Origin of the sequence: Pseudomonas sp. BS-2016 (genome assembly GCF_001806145.1) — a bacterium.
GTDB lineage: Bacteria > Pseudomonadota > Gammaproteobacteria > Pseudomonadales > Pseudomonadaceae > Aquipseudomonas > Aquipseudomonas lundensis.
Genome location: NZ_MLCT01000019.1, coordinates 444,736 through 463,199, shown reverse-complemented (window position 1 = coordinate 463,199; position 18,464 = coordinate 444,736). Strand labels below are relative to the sequence as shown.

16 protein-coding genes are annotated in these 18,464 nt (G+C 60.2%); 11 read left to right on the top strand and 5 right to left on the bottom strand.

What is annotated here, in order from left to right; genetic code table 11:
• Window positions 1–57: 57 nt before the first annotated feature.
• Window positions 58–708: an N-acetyltransferase gene (locus tag BKD70_RS12550; RefSeq protein WP_047276532.1), complete on the bottom strand. Its 651-nt coding sequence runs from the start codon at window positions 706–708 to the stop codon at window positions 58–60.
• Between the two features lie 185 nt (window positions 709–893).
• Here BKD70_RS12550 and xthA point away from each other — a divergent pair, with 185 nt between their 5' ends.
• A complete protein-coding gene (xthA, locus tag BKD70_RS12545; RefSeq protein ID WP_047276533.1) occupies window positions 894–1,706 on the top strand; it encodes an exodeoxyribonuclease III in 813 nt (270 codons plus the stop codon).
• A 142-nt stretch (window positions 1,707–1,848) separates the two neighbouring features.
• On the top strand, window positions 1,849–3,165 hold the full coding sequence (locus BKD70_RS12540; RefSeq protein WP_047276534.1) for a substrate-binding domain-containing protein: 1,317 nt from the start codon (window positions 1,849–1,851) through the stop codon (window positions 3,163–3,165).
• Window positions 3,166–3,226: 61 nt separating this feature from the next.
• Here the strand turns inward: BKD70_RS12540 and BKD70_RS12535 are convergent, their stop codons facing one another.
• Window positions 3,227–4,441, bottom strand: a complete 1,215-nt coding sequence (locus BKD70_RS12535) for an acyl-CoA dehydrogenase (protein ID WP_047276535.1) — start codon at window positions 4,439–4,441, stop codon at window positions 3,227–3,229.
• Between the two features lie 154 nt (window positions 4,442–4,595).
• Here BKD70_RS12535 and BKD70_RS12530 point away from each other — a divergent pair, with 154 nt between their 5' ends.
• The 3 genes from BKD70_RS12530 to BKD70_RS12520 are packed head-to-tail and all read left to right on the top strand — an operon-like array spanning window position 4,596 to window position 6,937.
• Window positions 4,596–5,561: a LysR family transcriptional regulator gene (locus tag BKD70_RS12530; protein WP_047276536.1), complete on the top strand. Its 966-nt coding sequence runs from the start codon at window positions 4,596–4,598 to the stop codon at window positions 5,559–5,561.
• Between the two features lie 26 nt (window positions 5,562–5,587).
• Window positions 5,588–5,983, top strand: coding sequence for a MerR family DNA-binding transcriptional regulator (locus tag BKD70_RS12525; RefSeq protein ID WP_047276537.1), 396 nt, complete (start codon window positions 5,588–5,590; stop codon window positions 5,981–5,983).
• Between the two features lie 57 nt (window positions 5,984–6,040).
• Window positions 6,041–6,937, top strand: a complete 897-nt coding sequence (locus tag BKD70_RS12520; RefSeq protein ID WP_047276538.1) for a hydroxymethylglutaryl-CoA lyase — start codon at window positions 6,041–6,043, stop codon at window positions 6,935–6,937.
• Window positions 6,938–7,478: 541 nt separating this feature from the next.
• Here the strand turns inward: BKD70_RS12520 and BKD70_RS12515 are convergent.
• On the bottom strand, window positions 7,479–9,176 hold the full coding sequence (locus tag BKD70_RS12515) for an AMP-binding protein (RefSeq protein ID WP_047276539.1): 1,698 nt from the start codon (window positions 9,174–9,176) through the stop codon (window positions 7,479–7,481).
• Window positions 9,177–9,382: 206 nt separating this feature from the next.
• On the opposite strand from BKD70_RS12515, the gene BKD70_RS12510 reads away from it, so the two are divergent.
• The 4 genes from BKD70_RS12510 to BKD70_RS12495 all read left to right on the top strand — a co-directional run bounded on the left by BKD70_RS12510 (window position 9,383) and on the right by BKD70_RS12495 (window position 15,026).
• Window positions 9,383–10,546, top strand: a complete 1,164-nt coding sequence (locus BKD70_RS12510) for an isovaleryl-CoA dehydrogenase (RefSeq protein ID WP_047276541.1) — start codon at window positions 9,383–9,385, stop codon at window positions 10,544–10,546.
• Between the two features lie 10 nt (window positions 10,547–10,556).
• On the top strand, window positions 10,557–12,164 hold the full coding sequence (locus BKD70_RS12505; protein ID WP_047276543.1) for a carboxyl transferase domain-containing protein: 1,608 nt from the start codon (window positions 10,557–10,559) through the stop codon (window positions 12,162–12,164).
• 106 nt (window positions 12,165–12,270) lie between these two features.
• Complete coding sequence (locus tag BKD70_RS12500) at window positions 12,271–13,089, top strand: gamma-carboxygeranoyl-CoA hydratase (protein ID WP_047276545.1); 819 nt, start codon at window positions 12,271–12,273, stop codon at window positions 13,087–13,089.
• Window positions 13,086–15,026, top strand: a complete 1,941-nt coding sequence (locus tag BKD70_RS12495) for an acetyl/propionyl/methylcrotonyl-CoA carboxylase subunit alpha (RefSeq protein ID WP_047276547.1) — start codon at window positions 13,086–13,088, stop codon at window positions 15,024–15,026. The genes BKD70_RS12500 and BKD70_RS12495 overlap by 4 nt, the downstream gene beginning before the upstream one ends.
• A gap of 72 nt (window positions 15,027–15,098) precedes the next feature.
• Here BKD70_RS12495 and BKD70_RS12490 read toward each other — a convergent pair whose 3' ends face one another.
• Window positions 15,099–15,755 carry a LexA family transcriptional regulator gene (locus tag BKD70_RS12490; RefSeq protein WP_047276549.1) on the bottom strand — a complete coding sequence of 219 codons (657 nt, stop codon included), beginning with the start codon at window positions 15,753–15,755 and terminating at the stop codon, window positions 15,099–15,101.
• Between the two features lie 131 nt (window positions 15,756–15,886).
• On the opposite strand from BKD70_RS12490, the gene BKD70_RS12485 reads away from it, so the two are divergent.
• On the top strand, window positions 15,887–16,234 hold the full coding sequence (locus tag BKD70_RS12485) for a DUF6124 family protein (RefSeq protein WP_047276550.1): 348 nt from the start codon (window positions 15,887–15,889) through the stop codon (window positions 16,232–16,234).
• A gap of 131 nt (window positions 16,235–16,365) precedes the next feature.
• Here the strand turns inward: BKD70_RS12485 and BKD70_RS12480 are convergent, their stop codons facing one another.
• Window positions 16,366–17,418: a Glu/Leu/Phe/Val dehydrogenase dimerization domain-containing protein gene (locus tag BKD70_RS12480; RefSeq protein WP_047276551.1), complete on the bottom strand. Its 1,053-nt coding sequence runs from the start codon at window positions 17,416–17,418 to the stop codon at window positions 16,366–16,368.
• Between the two features lie 189 nt (window positions 17,419–17,607).
• Here BKD70_RS12480 and BKD70_RS12475 point away from each other — a divergent pair, with 189 nt between their 5' ends.
• A complete protein-coding gene (locus BKD70_RS12475; RefSeq protein WP_047276552.1) occupies window positions 17,608–18,075 on the top strand; it encodes an Lrp/AsnC family transcriptional regulator in 468 nt (155 codons plus the stop codon).
• Window positions 18,076–18,464: the final 389 nt, after the last annotated feature.

Below are 18,464 nucleotides of genomic sequence, written 5' to 3'. Positions count from 1 at the left end.
GGATGCTAACACGGGCAAGGAGCGTCATAGAGCACACCTGGGGGAAGAAGTTCGTCCTCAACCCGTTGCTGTATGTAACACCTGCGGATTGGCGTGAAAGAAAACGTGCTCACGCACCGGCCCGATGGCGACTTCGCCAATTTCGACGTAACCCTGCTTCTTATAAAACTCCAGGTAACGCGGGTTGCCCGTATCCAGCACCACCCCTTCGGAGTGTTCGTCTTCGGCGCACCAGTTGTGCACGGCTTCGAGCAACTGCTCGCCATAATGCTGGCCCTGAAATTCAGGGTGAATGCCCAGCAGCGGCAACATGTGCACGGCATCGCCCGGCACACAGGCCAACACCGCCTGATGGTACTCAAGGTAACGGCGGGTACAACGCAACCCGGTACTGAGCACCATGCGCAACTGCCAGGCCCAGCTTTCAGTGATGTCCAGACGCCGCATCGGCGGCGCGATCAGGGCCACCCCCACCAGCCGGTCATTGACCAGCAACCCCAGCCCCGGACGGTCCTGCAAAAAATGCTGTTTGACCAGTTCCCGCACCGTCGCCCTGACCCGCTGTTCGTAACCCCGGCGGTCAGCATCGAACAAAAAGCGGAACGTCGGTTCATGCCGATAAGCCTGATACAGCAACGACCTCGCCTCGCGTGAGTACCCCCCATCGAGCAACTGGATCTGGGCGGTGGCATTCGACGTTTGCGTCATGACGTTCAATCTCCGTGGCGGCGCTTGGATGGCGGCGCTTCTAGTGAGTACGAGCCCCCGAGTGCCACAACAGTTCCATCGTGGCGCATGCAACCTACGTTAGCAGTGCATTTGCCCTACCGCACGCTGGCCGCTGAGGCGTCAGTCCGCTAGCATCGCTGTTTTTTGCTCAGGACTGCCCGCCCATGAAAATTGTGTCATTCAACATCAACGGCCTGCGCGCTCGGCCTCATCAGCTGGCAGCGCTGATCGAAAAACATCAGCCGGACGTGATCGGCCTGCAAGAAACCAAAGTCAGTGACGAACAGTTCCCTTTCGCTGACATTGAAGCGCTGGGTTATCACGTGCAGTTTCATGGCCAGAAAGGCCATTACGGCGTCGCGCTGCTGTCCCGTCAGGCGCCGCTGAGCATTAATAAAGGCTTTGCCACCGATGAAGAGGACGCCCAGCGCCGCTTCATCTGGGGCGAATTCGCGGACGAAAACGGTCAGCCGGTGACCATCATGAACGGGTATTTCCCACAAGGTGAAAGCCGCGATCACCCCACCAAGTTCCCTGCCAAGCAACGTTTCTACAGCGATTTGCAGCAGTTGCTTGAAAGCCGGTTCAGCAACGAACAGCCTTTGGTGGTTATGGGCGACATCAATATCTCGCCTCAGGATTGCGACATCGGTATCGGCGAAGTCAACGCCAAGCGCTGGCTGAAAACCGGCAAGTGCAGCTTTTTGCCCGAAGAACGCGAGTGGATGGAGCGCCTCAAGGGGTGGGGCCTGGTGGACAGCTTCCGCTACCTGTACCCGGACGTCACCGACCGCTTCAGCTGGTTCGACTACCGTAGCCGCGGCTTCGAAGACGAACCCAAGCGCGGCCTGCGCATCGACGTGATTCTGACCTCCCAAGGGTTGGTGCCGCGCATCAAGGACGCAGGCGTCGACTACGACCTGCGCGCCATGGAAAAACCATCAGACCATGCGCCGATCTGGCTGGAACTGAGCTGACAGCGCGCCTGTGCGCCGCTGCCGGGCCACGCCATCGCGCGGAGCACGTCAGCGGCACGCCGCACGATCCGGCTGTCATCGGCTTGCAACGTTTCTGACTTAAATTGCTGGCACTTTTATGGCCCCAGGAAGGTGCCGGATCATGCTGCGTTTAACGTCTTTCATCCTGCTGTGGGCCATGACGGCGTTGGCCTGGGCCGCACCGGTGGCTGACCTGAGAATTCAGGGTTCCAACACCATTGGCGCCAACCTTGGCCCGGCGCTGGTTGCCGCCATGCTTGCCGGGCAAGGCTTGCGCGACATCCACAGCGTGGCCGCGCCGCCTCCCAACGAACAGACGATCATCGGCACTGACGCCCACGGCCGACAGGTGCGGGTGGACGTCGCGGCCCACGGCTCAGGCACCGGATTCTCCGCCCTGAATGCCGGTCAGGCCGATGTGGTGGCGTCTTCACGCCCGATCAAGGACCGCGAGCTGGTGGAGCTCGAACGCCTCGGCGACCTCAAAAGCCCGGACGCCGAACAGGTGATTGCCATTGACGGGCTGGCGATCATCCTCCACCCGCGCAACCCGCTCACAACGTTGAACACCGAGCAACTGGCACAGGTCTTCAGCGGCCAGATCCAGACGTGGGAAGCATTAGGCGGCATCGGTGGGGCGATTCATCTTTATGCGCGGGACGATCAGTCCGGCACCTGGGAAACCTTCAAGGAGTTGGTGCTTAATCGCAGCCCGCGGGGGTTGAGCCCGGACGCCAAGCGTTTCGAGTCCAGCGAGCAATTGTCCGATGCGGTCAGCCGGGACCCGCAAGCCATCGGGTTTATCGGCCTGCCCTATGTACGTCAGGCCAAGGCCGTGGCCATCGTTGACGGTGCCTCCCAACCGATGCTGCCGCTGGAGAGCCTGATTGCCAGCGAAGATTACCCGTTGTCGCGGCGCCTGTTCTTTTACCTGCCGCCCAACGCGAATAATCCTTGGGCCAAAGCCCTGATTACCTTCACTCAAAGCACCCAAGGCCAGGCCATCGTCGCGCGCAACGGCTTTGTGGCCCAAAGCATCGTGGCAGGCCACGTGACGCCCGGGCCGCACATGCCGGCCGAATACCGGACGCTCACGCAACAGGCGCAGCGCTTGTCGGTGAATTTTCGTTTTGAAGAAGGCAGCGCCTCGCTGGACAACAAGGCCCGGCAGGATGTGTTGCGTGTCGTGGACTATTTGCGGGCCCACGACAAACTCGGCAAACAGGCGACGCTGGTGGGCTTTGGCGATGTGAAGGACGACCCCGAGCGAGCGCAGCTGTTGTCAAAGTTGCGGGCAATGGCCGTGCGCCGGGAATTGGCGAAAAGCGGTGTCATCCTGCGCGAAATCCGTGGCTACGGCGCACAAATGCCGGTGGCGGCCAACACCGAAGACGAAGGCCGCGTGAAGAATCGCCGGGTTGAGGTGTGGGTGTATTGAGACGGCTACCCGTTGCAGACGCGCAAAGCCGCTTCCCACGGCAACGGGTACACGCTCCGATTCAGCTCGACGACTTGGCGTACTTGTCCAGTTCACACTTGCCCACAGCGGCGCGGTGCACCTCATCCGGCCCGTCGGCCAGGCGCAAGGTGCGCTGCATGGCGTACATGTAGGCCAGCGGAAAATCCCCCGAAACCCCTGCACCGCCATGCATCTGGATGGCCCGGTCGATGACCCGCAGGGCCACATTCGGCGCGATCACCTTGATCTGCGCGATCTCGCTTTTCGCCACCTTGTTGCCCACGGTGTCCATCATGTACGCCGCTTTGAGGGTCAGCAGGCGGGCCATGTCGATCTCCATTCGCGACTCGGCAATCGTGTCGAGATTGCCGCCCAGGCGTGCCAGCGGTTTGCCGAAAGCCGTGCGCTCCAACGAGCGCTTGCACATCAATTCCAGCGCCCGCTCGGCCATGCCGATGGACCGCATGCAGTGGTGAATCCGCCCCGGCCCCAGTCGCCCCTGAGCGATTTCAAAGCCCCGGCCTTCACCCAGCAACACGTTGTCATAGGGCACGCGGACGTTGTCGAACAGCACTTCAGCGTGGCCGTGGGGCGCATCGTCGTAACCAAACACCGGCAACGGCCGCACGATGTGAACCCCGGGCGTGTCCACGGGCACCAGGATCATCGAATGCTGCTGATGGCGCGGGTTCTGCGGGTTGCTCAGCCCCATGAAGATCATGATTTTGCAGCGCGGATCACACGCGCCCGAGGTCCACCACTTGCGTCCGTTGATCACCCACTCATCGCCCTGGCGTTCGGCGCGGGCCTGCATGTTGGTGGCGTCCGACGAGGCCACGTCCGGCTCGGTCATGGCGAACGCCGAACGGATCTCCCCGCGCAGCAAAGGGGCCAGCCATTGTGCTTTTTGGGCCTCGCTGGCGTACCGCACCAGCACCTCCATGTTGCCGGTGTCTGGCGCCGAACAGTTGAACGGCTCGGGCCCGAGCATCGAGCGCCCCATGATTTCGGCCAGCGGCGCGTACTCAAGGTTGGTCAGGCCCGCCCCCAGTTCAGACTCGGGCAAAAACAGATTCCACAACCCTTCGGCTTTGGCCTTGAGTTTGAGGGTTTCCATAATGGCCGTGGGTTGCCAGCGATCGCCTTGCGCCACCTGCTGATCAAAAATCGCTTCGGCCGGGTACACATGGGCGTCCATAAAAGCCGTGACCCGCTCGCGCAGCGCCTGAACGTTGGGGGAATAAGCGAAATCCATGGGTGGCTACCTTCTACCGGGAATGTGGGAACGTGTGACCGATGCTAGTTGAGCGCCCCATCATTTACCTTGTCTATTTACCGCGTGTATCACCATTCATAAGCAATATATGATTCACCACCAACCTCCCCTTCGCTAACACGAGTGGCGTGCCATGAACCTGAACAAGGTCGATCTCAATTTGTTTGTGGTGTTCGATGCGATCTACACCGAAGCCAACCTGACCCGCGCCGGACAAATCATCGGCATCACTCAGCCTGCGGTGTCCAATGCGCTGGCCCGGCTGCGCGAAAGTTTCAACGACCCGCTGTTTGTGCGCACCGCCCAGGGCATGGTGCCGACTCCCATGGCGCAAAACATCATCAACCCGGTGCGCAGTGCGCTGGCTTTGTTGCGGGTCTCGGTACAAGAGAGCCGCACCTTCAACCCCTTGCAGGCCAACAAGACCTTTCGCATCAGCATGACCGACCTGACAGAAGCCGTGGTCTTGCCCCCGCTGTTTCAGCGTTTACGCAAGCAGGCTCCTTCTGTGGTGGTGGAAAGCTTGTTGTCCCATCGACGTGAGACCACCAGCGATCTGGCTGCGGGACGTCTGGACTTCGCCATTGATGCGCCACTGAACACCGACCCGCAAGTTCGCCACGTCAAGCTGATGGAAGACCGCTACGTGTGCGCGATGCGCCCCGCCCATCCGCTGGCGGGTCAGCCGTCGATTTCACTCGATGAGTATTTGGGGCTGACGCACATCCACATTTCGACGCGGCGTAACGGGCTGGGCCAGGTCGACCTGGCCCTGGGCAAAATGGGTTTGCAACGCAAAATCACCCTGCGTTCACAGCATTACCTGATGGCCTCCAACGTGTTGCAGCACACCGACATGGTGATGACCGTGCCCGAGCGGTTTGCCCGGCGTCATGCGCTGCACTTTGTGGCGCTGCCGCTCAACGAGCTGCCCAACGTGGAAACCCATTTGTATTGGCACGAAAGCACCGAGCAAGACCCGGCCAACCGCTGGATGCGCGAACTGTTGATTGAGCTGTGCGAACAACAAGTGGCCCATGAAACCAAGCGGCGGGCGCAGCCCTTGCTTGACGTAAACGTCAACCAGCCATTAGCTTAACCCCACGAACTTTCCAGAGCCCGCCCATGAGCAGCCAGACGTACAGTATTTCCGACCTTGCCCGTGAGCTGGACATCACCACCCGTGCGATCCGTTTTTATGAAGAACAAGGGTTGCTGGCCCCTGAACGGCGAGGCCAGGAGCGGGTGTATTCAGGCCGGGACAAGGTCAGCCTGAAGCTGATCCTGCGTGGCAAGCGCATTGGCTTTTCTCTGGCCGAGTGCCGCGAGCTGATCGAGTTGTACGACCCCACCAGCGGCAATCAGAAGCAACTGACCAGCATGCTGGCCAAAATCGCAGAACGCCGTCAGCAACTGGAGCAACAACTGCTCGACATTCAGCAGATGCAACTGGAGCTGGACACCGCCGAAGAGCGTTGCACCCAAGCGCTGGAACACACCATCAAAAACCAGACGGCCTGAACCCGCCCTCCCGTGGCCGCTCACACAGGCAGGCCCCCCACTCAAACCGGTGACCCCATGACATTACCCACCCACGTGCGCCTGATCGAAGTCGGCCCCCGCGACGGCCTGCAAAACGAAGCCCGGCCGATCAGCGTGGCTGACAAGGTGCAATTGGTTGACGCCTTGACCGATGCCGGACTCGGGTACATCGAAGCGGGCAGTTTCGTTTCACCCAAATGGGTGCCGCAAATGGCGGGTTCGGCTGAGGTCTTCGCCCGCATCCAGCGTAAACCGGGCGTGGTGTACGGTGCGCTGGCGCCCAACCTGCGCGGGTTTGAAGACGCGGTGGCCGCCGGGGTCAAGGAAGTCGCGGTGTTTGCAGCCGCGTCTGAAGCCTTCTCGCAACGCAATATCAACTGCTCGATCAGCGAAAGCCTGGCGCGGTTCGTGCCGCTGATTGAAGCCGCCCGGCAGCACGGCATTAGCGTGCGCGGTTATGTGTCCTGCGTGCTTGGCTGCCCGTATGAAGGCGATGTAGCGCCGCAGCAGGTGGCGGCCGTGGCCAGCGAGCTGTATGCCATGGGCTGTTATGAAGTGTCGCTGGGCGACACCATCGGCACCGGCACTCCCAGCGCCACCCGCACGCTGATTGAAGCTGTGAGTGCTGCCGTGCCCCGGGAGAAACTGGCCGGGCATTTCCATGACACCTACGGTCAGGCGCTGGTGAATATTTACGCCAGCTTGCAAGAAGGCCTCGCCGTGTTCGACAGCTCCATTGCGGGGCTGGGTGGCTGCCCTTATGCCAAGGGCGCCAGCGGCAATGTCGCCACCGAAGATGTGCTGTACATGCTCAATGGCATGGGCATCGAAACCGGTGTCGACATGGACAAATTGTTGCTCGCCGGTGAACACATCAGTCGGGTATTGGGCCGGGTCACCGGTTCACGTGTTGCCCGCGCCCGACAGGGCTGAAAAGTGTGCCGCAGTGTTACCGCACGGTAACCCACACGAGTAACAAGGAAACAAACCGGCCCGTCGCAAGGCCGGTTTTTTAATACCTAAAAAAACAAACCGTTGATTTATAAGGGTTTTTAAAAGTTGGCACGGGTTCTGCTATCTCTATGGCATAACAAGAATAAAAACTGCAGCAACATAATAAAAACAATACGAAACGACTCTGACATAACAAAAACAACACGGCAGAGACGCAGCTAACAGATTTTTTTGGAGAAGGTTTACTTTTCCGGGGAGCCAAAAGCCACCTCGCAACCGGGCAGAGAACAATAAAACTACCTTCAGGTAGCACCCGTTCAGGTTGGATCGCAGGTTTCAAACCTGTGATGAAAGTGGATCAGCGCTCAAAAAAATACGTTTGCTCTTGATCCCGGATGGGGATCGCCAAAAACAGCAGTAAAGGGTCACGGTCACAAAAACAACAACAGACCGCCCCTCAATAATAAAAAGAGCAGGCAACAACACATTAAAGGGGAGCTCAGGCTCCCCTTTGTGTTGCTCAGGATTTGCCCCGCCCTGCCTGACCAAGCTCCTGAATGCTGACTTCGCGCATTTTGAATTTCTGGATTTTGCCGGTCACGGTCATCGGGAACGTGTCGACGAACTTGAAGTAGCGCGGGGTTTTGAAGTGCGCAATGCGAGCCTTGCACCAAGTCTGCAACTCCAGCTCGTTGGCGGTGTGGCCGGGGTGAAACTTGATCCAGGCGACAATTTCCTCACCGTACTTCTCGTCCGGAATGCCCACAATCTGCACGTCCGCCACGGCCGGGTGGGTGAAGAAAAACTCTTCCAGCTCACGCGGGTAAATGTTTTCGCCGCCACGAATAATCATGTCTTTGTTGCGCCCCACGATACGCACATACCCCTGCTCGTCCATTTGCGCCAGATCGCCGGTGTGCATCCAGCCTTCGCTGTCGATAGCCTCCAGCGTGGCGTGCGGGTTATTCCAGTAGCCCAGCATCACGCTGTAGCCGCGCGTGCACAGCTCACCGATCTCACCTCGCGCTACGATCTGCCCTTCAGCGTCGATCAGCTTGTTCTCCAGGTGCGGCTGAGTGCGCCCGACCGTGGTCACACGTAATTCCAGCTCGTCCGCAGGGCCCGTCTGAATGGACACGGGGCTGATTTCGGTCATGCCATAAGCAATTTGTACCTCGCTCATGTGCATCTCGCTGATGACACGGCGCATCACTTCAATCGGGCACGTGGCGCCCGCCATAATCCCGGTGCGCAAGCTCGACAGGTCAAACCCGGCCCGCTGCGGGTGATCGAGCAGGGCAATAAACATGGTGGGCACCCCGTAGAGCCCGCTGGCGCGTTCTTGTGCGATGGCTTGCAGGGTCAGGCCGGGATCGAAGGCTTCACAGGGGTAAATCATCGTGGTGCCGTGGGTGACGCACCCCAGGTTGCCCATGACCATGCCAAAGCAGTGGTACAACGGCACCGGAATCACCAGACGATCATTGGCCGTCAGCCCGAGGCTTTCGCCCACCATGAAACCGTTGTTGAGGATGTTGCGATGGCTCAGGGTCGCGCCCTTGGGAAAACCTGTGGTGCCTGAGGTGTACTGGATATTCACCGGGTGCTCGGGCATCACGGCCGCCTTGCGCGCCTGCAATTGCTCAACCTCGACCCCTGCCCCCAGCGTGGCCAGTTGCGCCCAGGGCAAAAAGCCGGGCGCCGGCGCCGCCGCGAGGCTGATCACACCACGCAAATCCGGCAGGTGCGCACTGCACAGGTGGCCAGGCGAGTGAGCACTCAATTGCGGGACCAATTGCTCAACCATCGCGTGGTAGTCCGATGTTTTGAACGCCCCGGCGCACACCAGCCACTGACAGGCCGACTGCTTGAGCACGTAGTCCAGTTCAGAAAGCCGGTACGCCGGGTTGATGTTGACCAGAATCACGCCGATCTGGGCGCTGGCAAATTGGCAGATAAACCATTCAAGGCAATTGGGCGCCCAGATGCCCAGCCGGTCGCCAGCTTGCAGCCCCAGCGCCATGAAGCCACGGGCATGCAGGTCGACAGCACGGCTCAATTGCGACCAGCTCAGGCGCTGGTGTTGATGGCGCACAATCAGCGCCTCGTTCTCGGGGTAACGCGCGGCCGTACGCTCAAACGCCTGGCCGATGGTCAATGTCAGCAGGGCCTTGTCCTGCGCACCCTGGCTGTAACTGGGGGCTGATTGCGACGTCATGACAACTCCTCTTGTGATTATTGTTGGGAGTATGGGAAAGCGCGCACAGGCGCCCTCTCAATCAGAAGAATAGCAATCACTCTGGCTTAAGTTGACGTTAACGTAAAGGTCATTGACAGGCCCAGGTGCCAAGTTTACGTTTACGTAAAGCTTCCCCCTGGCGACGCAGTAACCGCCTCATACAAGAACAATGAACAAGGTGCCCCATGAGCTACCCGACTTTGAACTTCGCCCTGGGCGAAACCATCGACATGCTGCGCGAACAGGTCCAGTCATTCGTCGCCGCTGAACTGGCGCCCCGCGCAGCGCAAATCGACAAGGACAACCTGTTCCCGGCAGACATGTGGCGCAAGTTTGGCGACATGGGCTTGCTGGGCATCACCGTTCCGGAAGCCTACGGCGGCACCGGCCTCAGCTATTTGGCCCATGTGGTGGCCATGGAAGAAATCAGCCGTGGTTCGGCGTCGGTTGCGCTGTCCTACGGTGCGCATTCGAACCTGTGCGTGAACCAGATCAACCGCAACGGCAGCGATGCTCAAAAACGTCACTACCTGCCCAAACTGATCAGCGGCGAACACATCGGCGCGCTCGCCATGAGCGAGCCCAACGCCGGCTCTGACGTGGTGTCCATGAAATTGCGCGCTGACAAGCGCGGCGACCATTTCGTGCTCAACGGCAGCAAAACCTGGATCACCAACGGCCCCGACGCCGACACTTATGTGATCTACGCCAAGACCGACCTCGAAAAAAAGGCCCATGGCATCAGCGCCTTTATTGTCGAGCGCGACTGGAAAGGCTTCAGCCGCAGCAAGCATTTCGACAAGCTGGGCATGCGCGGCTCCAACACCGGCGAGCTGTTTTTCGACAACGTTGAGGTGCCTGAAGAAAACCTGCTGGGCCCCCTCAACGCCGGGGTCAAGGTGCTGATGAGCGGCCTCGATTACGAGCGCGTCGTACTGTCGGGCGGCCCGACCGGCATCATGCAAGCCTGCATGGACCTGGTGGTGCCCTACATCCATGACCGCAAACAGTTCGGCCAAAGCATCGGGGAGTTTCAGCTGATTCAGGGCAAAGTGGCCGATATGTACACCCAACTCAATGCCAGCCGTGCCTACCTGTATGCGGTCGCGGCCGCCTGTGAGCGGGGCGAAACCACCCGCAAGGACGCCGCCGGGGTGATCCTCTACAGCGCCGAACGCGCCACGCAAATGGCCCTCGACGCCATCCAGATCCTCGGCGGTAATGGCTACATCAATGAATTCCCGGCCGGACGTCTGCTGCGCGACGCGAAGCTGTACGAAATCGGTGCGGGCACCAGCGAGATCCGCCGGATGCTGATTGGCCGCGAACTCTTTAACGAAACCCGCTAAGGAGTGGCCCATGTCTATCTTGCACAGCACCGTCAACCCGCGCTCCCCCGAGTTCGCCGCCAATCGCGACGCCATGCTCAAACAGGTGGACGCCCTGCACAGCGTGCTCGCCCATGTGCAACAGGGCGGCGGCGCCCGCGCCCAGGAGCGCCACACCGCCCGGGGCAAACTGCTGCCGCGTGAACGCATCGACCGGCTGGTGGACATTGGCTCGCCCTTCCTTGAACTGAGTCAGCTGGCGGCTTACGAGGTGTACGGCGAGGACGTCCCGGCTGCCGGCATCATTGCCGGCATCGGTCGGGTTGAAGGCGTGGAATGCATGATTGTGGCCAACGACGCCACGGTCAAAGGCGGCTCGTACTACCCGCTGACGGTCAAAAAGCACCTGCGGGCGCAGACCATTGCCGAGCAAAACCGACTGCCTTGCATTTACCTGGTGGATTCGGGCGGCGCCAACTTGCCGCGTCAGGACGAAGTCTTCCCGGACCGCGAGCACTTTGGGCGCATCTTCTTCAATCAGGCCAACATGAGCGCCGCCGGGATTCCTCAAATCGCCGTGGTCATGGGCTCGTGCACGGCGGGCGGCGCGTACGTGCCCGCGATGGCGGACGAAGCGATCATGGTGCGCCAGCAAGCCACCATTTTTCTCGCCGGGCCGCCGCTGGTCAAAGCCGCGACCGGAGAGGTGGTCAGCGCCGAAGACCTGGGCGGTGCCGATGTGCACTGCAAGATCTCCGGGGTGGCCGACCATTACGCCGAGAACGACGCGCATGCGCTGGCGCTGGCGCGGCGCAGTGTTGCCAACCTCAATTGGCGAAAGCTGGGGCAATTGACCCGGCGCACACCGTTGGCGCCGCTGTATGCCAGCGACGAGCTGTACGGCATCGTCCCGGCTGAGGCCAAGCAGCCGTTTGATGTGCGTGAGGTGATCGCCCGGCTGGTGGACGGCTCGGTGTTCGATGAGTTCAAAGCACTGTTCGGCACCACGCTGGTGTGCGGTTTTGCCCATTTGCACGGGTATCCGGTGGCGATTCTGGCCAACAACGGCATTTTGTTTGCCGAGGCGGCGCAAAAAGGCGCGCATTTCATTGAGCTGGCCTGTCAGCGCGCCATTCCGCTGGTGTTCCTGCAAAACATCACCGGTTTTATGGTGGGGCAGAAATACGAAGCCGGCGGCATTGCCAAGCATGGTGCCAAGCTGGTGACCGCCGTGGCGTGCGCCAAGGTGCCGAAATTCACGGTGATCATCGGTGGCAGTTTTGGCGCGGGCAACTACGGGATGTGCGGGCGTGCCTATGACCCGCGTTTTTTGTGGATGTGGCCCAACGCCCGCATCGGCGTGATGGGGGCGGAACAGGCGGCGGGCGTGTTGGTGCAGGTCAAGCGTGAGCAGGCGCAACGTACCGGCGAGGCCTTTACCCCTCAGGACGAAGCCGACATCAAGCAGCCGATCCTCGACCAGTACGAACATCAGGGCCACCCCTACTACTCCAGCGCCCGGCTGTGGGATGACGGCGTGATCGACCCGGCGCAAACCCGTGACGTGCTGGCGTTGGGCTTGTCCGCTGCCTTGAGCGCGCCGATCGACACCACGCGCTTTGGCGTGTTCCGCATGTAAACCCGTACCGGGGCGTGCATGGGCGGGCGCAACACCTACCCGCCGCGCCACTGCCGGCCCCCCTGCGCACTCATCTACACGTACAGCCATCCAAGGACTGACGGACATGATCGATTTCAACACCCTTGAACTCCAGACCGACCCCCGGGGTTTCGCCACCCTGTGGTTGAGTCGCGAAGAAAAAAACAATGCTTTCAATGCCGAGATGATCCGCGAACTGATCCTCGCGCTGGACGCTGTGCAAAGCGACGCCAGCCTGCGGTTTCTGGTCCTGCGCGGGCGCGGCAAGCACTTTAGCGCTGGCGCCGACCTGGCCTGGATGCAGCAATCGGCTGAACTGGATTACAACACCAACCTCGACGACGCCCGGCACTTGGCCGAGCTGATGTACAACCTGGCCAAGCTGAAAATGCCGACGCTGGCCGTGGTGCAAGGCGCGGCCTACGGCGGCGCGCTGGGCCTGATCAGCGCCTGCGACATGGCCATCGGCACGGACGACGCGCAGTTCTGCCTCTCTGAAGTACGCATCGGCATCGCGCCTGCGGTCATCAGCCCGTTTGTGGTGCAAGCGATTGGCGAACGTGCCGCGCGCCGCTACGCGCTGACCGCCGAACGTTTCAGTGGCGAACGGGCGCGTGAGCTGGGGCTGTTGTCCGAAAGCTACCCGGCCGCCGAACTCGATCAGCAGGTCGCACGCTGGATTGACACGTTGCTGCTCAACAGCCCCTTCGCCATGCGCGCCTGCAAAGACCTGCTGCGCGAAGTCAGCCATGGCGCACCGACGCCAGCCATTCGCCGCTACTGTGAAAACGCTATTGCGCGCATTCGCGTCAGCCCCGAAGGCCAGGAAGGCCTGCGCGCATTTCTGCAAAAGCGCGCGCCCAGTTGGCAGATCGACTCAACGCAACAGGAGCCGCGCCCATGAAGGCCCAGACCCTTACCACCGTGTTGGTGGCCAACCGTGGTGAAATTGCCTGCCGGGTGATGCGCACTACCAAGGCCTTGGGCCTGACCAGCGTCGCCGTGCACAGCGACACTGACCGCGACGCACGCCACTGCAGAGAAGCCGACCAGTGCGTGAACCTAGGGGGCAGCAAGGCGGCCGACAGCTACCTGCAAATCGACAAGATCATTGCCGCGGCCAAGGCCAGCGGCGCGCAGGCGATCCACCCCGGCTATGGCTTTTTGTCTGAAAACGCCGGGTTTGCCAGGGCGATTGAACAGGCAGGCCTGATCTTCCTCGGCCCGCCCGCCTCGGCCATTGATGCCATGGGCAGTAAGTCCGCCGCCAAGGCTTTGATGGAAGTGGCCGGGGTGCCTCTGGTGCCGGGTTATCACGGCGAGGCGCAAGATCTGCAAACCTTTCGCGCCGCGGCTGAGAACATCGGCTACCCGGTCTTGCTTAAAGCCACCGCCGGGGGTGGCGGCAAGGGCATGAAAGTGGTGGACGACGAAAGCCAACTGGCCGAAGCACTGGCTTCGGCTCAGCGTGAAGCGCTGTCGTCGTTTGGCGATGCACGCATGCTGGTCGAAAAATACGTGCTCAAGCCCAGGCATGTGGAGATTCAGGTGTTTGCCGATCAGCACGGCCATTGCCTGTACCTCAACGAACGGGATTGCTCCATTCAGCGCCGTCACCAAAAAGTGGTTGAAGAAGCCCCTGCGCCGGGGCTCAGCCCCGAGCTGCGGCGCGCCATGGGCGAATCGGCCGTGCGGGCGGCCCAGGCCATTGGTTACGTGGGCGCCGGTACGGTGGAATTTTTGCTGGATGCGCGGGGGGATTTCTTCTTTATGGAGATGAACACCCGGCTGCAGGTGGAACACCCGGTGACGGAAGCCATCACCGGGCTTGATCTGGTGGCCTGGCAGATCCGCGTTGCGCGCGGCGAAGCGTTGCCCATCACCCAGGCGGATGTACCACTGCGCGGGCATGCCATCGAAGTGCGTCTGTACGCCGAAGACCCGAGCCATGATTTCTTGCCCCAGACCGGCCGTCTGGCGGTGTACCGCGAGTCGGCCGAGGGTGCAGGACGCCGGGTCGACAGCGGGGTCAGCGAAGGCGATGAGGTGTCGCCGTTTTATGACCCGATGCTGGGCAAGCTGATCGCGTGGGGCGAAGACCGCGAGCAGGCGCGTTTGCGCTTGTTGGCCATGCTCGATGAATTCGCTATCGGCGGCCTGAAAACCAACCTGAGTTTCTTGCGCCGAATCATCGCTCACCCTGCGTTTGCCGCGGCCGAGCTGGACACGGGGTTTATCCCGCGCCATGAGGCGCAATTACTGCCAAAGGCGCAACCTTTGCCTGACGCGTTTTGGTCAGTGGCAGCCCCCGCATTCGTCCAGACCCTGCCACTTGATCGTCGCGACGACGAAGCCACTTCACCGTGGGCGCAGCGCAACGGATGTCGCATCGGTTTGCCCGCGCAAACCCTGTTGGCCCTGAGCTGTAAGGGTGAACACAAGCTCATTGCCCTGACCGGGCAGCAGCCCACGGTGCAGGATCAGCATCTGGTGATCGAACAACACGGCGTGCGCACCCGGCATCTGGCTGTGCGGCGCGGCGACACGCTGTATGTGCAGTGGGACGGCGAGCTGCAGGCCGTGAGCGCTTGTGATCCGTTGGCCGCGGCCGGTGCCCGGCAGGCACACGAAGGCGGACTGAGTGCGCCCATGAACGGCAGCATCGTGCGCGTCATGGTGGCGGTCGGACAGAACGTGGCGGCAGGGGCGCAACTGGTCGTGCTTGAGGCCATGAAGATGGAACACAGCCTGCGAGCGCCACGCGACGGGGTGGTCAAAGCCGTATTCGGCCAGGAAGGTGACATGGTGGGAGAAGGCGCGGTACTGGTCGAACTCGAATAAAGCAACGGGCATGAAAAAGGCGGCTACCGGTTTCGGTAGTCGCCTTTTTAGTGGATGTCTGGAAACTGCGCCTCAGAACTTGGTCGTCGCCTGCACCACGACGCCAAGAACGCGGCAGCCTTCATCAAACAGGACTTTGGGATAGGTCGGGTTGAGCGGCTTGAGATAACGCTGGCCACTGTCCTCGATCAACTGACGGAACATGGCGCTTTCGGCGCCCGGTGTGCGCACGACCACCATTTTGCCGGGCTCCACCTCGATATCGGGGTCCACCAGGATCAGCATGCCCTGGGGAATGCTGAGGCCCATGGGCGCCGTCATCGCATCACCGGTCACTTGCAGCCAGAAAGCATCGCCCTTGGCGTAGTGATCACTCATTTCAAAAGCTGTGGCCGCGGGATAGCCGTCGGGCGTGGCCTCGTTGATCTCACCCACCTTCTCCCAATCCCGCACGGGGTATCGGAAGGCTGAGGTAATGACGTACGTGTTTTCTTCAGGGTTGAGGTCGTCGTTACTGGCCTTGCGTTCACGCACCACCAACGCTACCTCAAGGTGCCCAAGCCCGAGGGCATGCAGCACTTTGTTCATGGTTTCGAGGTCGGGTTGACGACGTTTATTAAGCCAATGACCAACGCCGCCCTGGGAAGCCCCCACGCGTTCGGCGAGTTTTTCTTGCGTGAGTTTGAGCTCGCGCAATTTCGTTCTGACTAAAGCGATCCATTTATCCATTTGCCGAACAATACGGATTGCCCGTCACGCAACAATACACATATTGTATTATTTATTTTGTTAATCATAAATACCTTACGTACTAATCTGACCTCTGCTGATTCGATTAACCTCACAAACGCAGGCAGATCATGACTCCAATAACAAAAATCCCTCTCAAGATTGAGGCCGATGCCGAGCTTGAAGCCCTCAAAGACAGCGCCGCAACCCAACGCGCGCTCGACTATTATTTGAAACCATCTGTAACTCAGCGCTGCAACGAGCAAAAAGTGTTCAACGTCAGCGACGATGTCGGCTACGAAGAAGCCTTGTTGCACGCGTCGGAGTTAATGCGTTTTGCATTGACTTACGCTCATGGAGGCGCGGCGAGTGTGCAAGGCCCTCATCTGGACCTCATCAGGGGCATGGCGCACTTCGTCGAAATGGCCAAAGACCTGGTCGACAAGACCATCGACAAGCAAAAAGCACCTGCACGCTGAGGTGGGTCGTCGCTCCAAGGCAATGAAGTCGCACACGAGGGGTTAACGTCACACCGCGGGCAATGGCTGCTCCCTTGCGCAGCCTCGCCCACGGCGGCAACCCCATTGGCTGCCTGCGGTGTTGCGTTACATCAGGCGTTGAGGCGTTCGTGGGCAAGGCTGTCGGCTATCAGCGTGGTGTTGCGATCCTCAGCCTTCGCTCGCTCAAAAATCTGACGCAATGTTTCGCCAATGCCTTCAACGTGCTGACGCACTTGCTCAGGCGTCCCGCCGTTGTACTCGTAGGACACGTCGATAATGCCCCCGGCATTGATCGCGTAATCGGGTGCATGCAGGCAGCCCCGGCGCCACAACACGTCGCCGTGCTCGGGACGGGCCAGTTGATTGTTGGCTGCACCGGCAATCACCGGGGCACGCAGCAATTGCAGGGTTTCGTCGTTGATGACCGCCCCCATGGCGCAGGGTGAGAACACATCCACGTCCAAGCCGTAGATGTCCTGCCCACTGACCGCATGGGCGCCCAACTCGTCCACGGCGCGGCGGACATTGGCTTCCTGAATATCGTGCACCCATAACTGGGCACCGGCCGCGCTGAGCTGTTGGGCCAGGTTGAAGCCCACTTGCCCCAGGCCTTGAATGGCCACGCGCAGCCCGCTCAGGTCGGATCGCCCCAGACGCTGGCGAACGGCCTCGCAGAGGCCGATGTACACCCCCAGTGCCGTGGCAGGCGACGGATCGCCGCTGCGCGTGCCGCCACCCAACTGCTCACGTGTACCGGCCCCCACGACGTGACGGGTGCGTTGGCCCATTTGCGCCATCTCCGTCACCCCGGTGCCCGAGTCAGCGGCGGTGATGTAGCGACCGCCCAGGCTTTCGACAAAGTCGCCCATGGCCTGGAACAGCGCCTCGGTTTTGTCCTTGCGCGGATCGCCAATGATCACGGCCTTGCCACCGCCCAAGGGCAACCCGGCCAGGGCCGATTTGTAGGTCATGCCCCGTGACAGGCGCAACACATCATTGACCGCCTGTTGCTCATCGGCGTATGGCCACATCCGGCAACCGCCCAGTGCAGGGCCCAGGCGCGTGTTGTGCACCGCGATAATGGCGTTGAGGCCGCTGGCCTTGTCGTGGCAGAACATGACCTGTTCGTGTTGATCAAATTCGGGATGAGCAAATATCGGCATTTCAGTTCTCTCTTGTTGTTAGCGCACAGGGACGTCAGACCAAAAGGTCAGTTTTCGACCCGTTCAGGGGCTGCGAAGTCCGCCTTAAGAGCGTGAAGGGTTACAAGAGGATTTTTCTTTCTAATTCTTAGGAAATGCAGTGCTACGCTGCATGAATCATTCAACAAAAATAAGAAATCTGATCAATTCATGCCGATTAAATTAAGCCCCATCGACCGTAAGATTTTGCGCCTGCTGCAACATGACGCCGACCTGTCCGCCGCCGAGGTGGCCGAGCGCGTGGAATTATCCCAATCCCCCTGTTGGAGACGGATTCATCGCTTGCAGGAAGAAGGCTTGATAGAGCGCAAAGTTGCCCTGCTCAGCCCGAAGAAACTGGGACTTAACGTCGTGGTATTCGTCAATGTGCGGTTATCGGGGCACGGACGTCGTCACCTGACCGAATTCGAAGAAGCCATCACTCATTACCCGGAAGTCATCGAGTGCTACACCATGGCGGGCGATATGGATTACCTGCTGAAAGTGGTCACGCACGACATCGACAGTTACGAGCGTTTTTTACGCGACCATCTTTTGCAGAAGCCACACGTGCAGGAAGCTCACTCCAACATCGCCATGAGCGAAGTCAAACGCACCACTGAGTTGTTGCTGGATTAGCGAGATAGAGCCTTGCGGCGGGGGAAGGGAAAAAAATTTCCGCGAAGCACAGAAAAAACACTTGCTTTGCAAATGATAATGATTACTATTGCATGCAGCTGGTCGCGAGATCAGCCGATCATTCAAGGGACCTTAGGTCGGTGCTTTGAATAATCTCCTCATCAGGCTAATCACGGTTATTTGACCCGGCTTATGGCCGGGTCTTTTTTTTTGTGGCCAGTTATCTGGCTCAGCTTGCTTCAGGCTAATGAAGTCGGGTGTGCGACCGGTTTTTTTCAGTGGCCGCTACGATGCCGGCGATGATAGCAAAAGAACATCGACCGAAGAAAGCCTGAAGTCTAGGACTATAGGCGTAATGGCAATTTAGCACTTGAGAATCACTCGCAAAA